Annotated in this window: 3 protein-coding genes; all 3 read left to right on the forward strand. The window is 64.5% G+C overall.

Features of this window, described 5'->3' with window-relative positions:
* Window positions 1–271, forward strand: a 271-nt coding sequence (locus tag ACH2EI_RS12210; RefSeq protein WP_395160206.1) for a hypothetical protein, incomplete at its 5' end; no start/stop codon positions are given.
* A gap of 357 nt (window positions 272–628) precedes the next feature.
* On the forward strand, window positions 629–1,183 hold the full coding sequence (locus ACH2EI_RS12215) for an NAD-binding protein (protein WP_395152811.1): 555 nt from the start codon (window positions 629–631) through the stop codon (window positions 1,181–1,183).
* Between the two features lie 138 nt (window positions 1,184–1,321).
* A partial coding sequence (locus ACH2EI_RS12220; RefSeq protein ID WP_395160208.1) for a GTP-binding protein occupies window positions 1,322–2,073 on the forward strand: 752 nt, incomplete at its 3' end.

The following is a 2,073-nucleotide window of genomic DNA, read 5'->3' on the forward strand; positions in this document are numbered from 1 at the left end:
CGCAGTGGCCGATGAGCCAACGTGCGTCGTTGCCCGAGATGCGACGATCACCGTGCTCGAATCCAGCAACAACGGCTTCCTCGCAACAGGTGACGAACACGGCGTGGTGTACATCTGGTCGCCACTGCTCCCCGAGTACCCGGTCGCAGCCCTTCGGCTCGACAGCGAAATCACCGCTATTGCGTGGAATCGCGATGGGACCTGCCTCGCGTGCGGTGCGGTGTCGGGCCAACTCGTCGTTGCTCACATCACCGCTGGTGCGTTGGCGTGATTGCGGCCCGGACAGACTCCTTCTCGCAGGTCGTCATCGCCGGTGCTGGCCCGCACGGACTCGCCTCGGCAATCCACCTCCTCACCGCCTCGCCACGGCTACGCGACCGGATCGTGGTCGTCGACCCCACAGGGAAGTGGCTGATACTCGTGGACCGAGCAGTTCGCCCGACTCGACATCGCTCACCTTCGCTCGCCCGCTGTTCATCACCCCGCGCCGGGTCCGGGTCTGCTGATAGAACACACTTCGACGCACCGACTCCCCACCAGCGGACTGCCCTACGGGCTCCCGACAACGGAGACGTTCGCCAGGTTCTGTAACCACCTGATCGAACACCACGACCTCGAACCGCTAGTGGTGCAGGGCACGGTTGTCGACGTTGTACTCACTGGCGGCGCGCAGAGCGACGGCTGCAACGTCACCGTGGACCTGGCTGGCGAGCACACCTGCTTCACCGATACGCGAGTCGTGATTGCAAGCAACCCGTGCCGCGCGAACATCCCGAACTGGGCACAGCATCTCGACGACGCAATCGCCGTACCTGCCAACCGGGTGAACTTGCGTCGAGTGGGAGACCTCAACGATGCCCACATCGTCATCGTCGGCGCCGGGCTGACAGCTGCCCACCTTGCATGTGGCGCCGTGCAGCGCGGGGCGCACGTCACGATGGTGTGTCGCGCAGCGCTGCGCGAACGAAGCTTCGACACCGACCCCGGTTGGCTGGGCCCGAAGGAACTGCAGCGATACGAAACGATCGAAGATCCAGCCGAGCGATTGGCCGCGGCACGAGCAGCGCGTGGCGGAGGCACGGTCCCGCCGTGGATGCTGGTGGAACTCCGCCGGCTCGCCGATGCCAGCTCGCTCACGATTCTCAACGACGCAGAGATCGTCGGCGTCCATCGCGCCGACTGAGCGCCCATCGGCGCTGCGTCGAGCCGTCGCTGTGCCGTTGACATCGTCACCAATCGATCGGGTTCGACAATCACCACCAGCACCGTCACTGCTGACCGGTGCTGGTTCGCCACTGGCACCACCCCGTCGATTGACGCAATGCCCGCCCTTGCTGGTCTGCGGGCCCAGATCCCGACGATCGACGGACTCCCCGTTCCGAACAACGACCTTCGGATCGGCGGACTACCGATCCATGTCACCGGGCGCCTCGCAACAATCGAACTCGGCCCTGCCGCCGGCAATCTCTGGGGAGCCCGCCAAGGTGCCCGACGTATCACGCGGGCGATCACGGGCATCGACCTTGAAGTCGACATGTTGCCGCCGCCTTCGAGACGCCGCGCCCCATCGACGCGGTCTCTGCCAATCGCTCCTTCCGATCCGAACCCGACACCCATGACTGTGCAGGCCCCCATGACAACTACCGATTCGACAATCACCGCGTCGAACTCTCCCGCCCGATCACTGCCGACCACAGTGCTGTCCGGCTTCCTCGGTGCCGGCAAGACAACGCTGCTCAATCACCTCCTCCACAACCGAGATGGCCGTCGCGTCGCAGTGATCGTCAACGACATGAGCGAGATCAACATCGACGGCGCGCTCGTCGCTGGCGACGTGCAACTCGACCGAACCGAAGAACGCTTGATCGAGATGACGAACGGATGTATCTGCTGCACGCTGCGCGACGACCTGCTCGTCGAGGTCGGACGCCTCGCTGACGAGGGTCGTTTCGATCACCTTGTCATCGAGTCGACCGGAATCAGCGAACCGTTACCGGTCGCTGCGACGTTCCTGTTCGATACCGAAGACGACCTGTCGCTGCTGGGGCGGGCCCATCTCGACTCGATGACCAC

The sequence above is a fragment of the Ilumatobacter sp. genome (assembly GCF_041688325.1).
Taxonomy (GTDB): Bacteria; Actinomycetota; Acidimicrobiia; order Acidimicrobiales; family Ilumatobacteraceae; genus Ilumatobacter_A.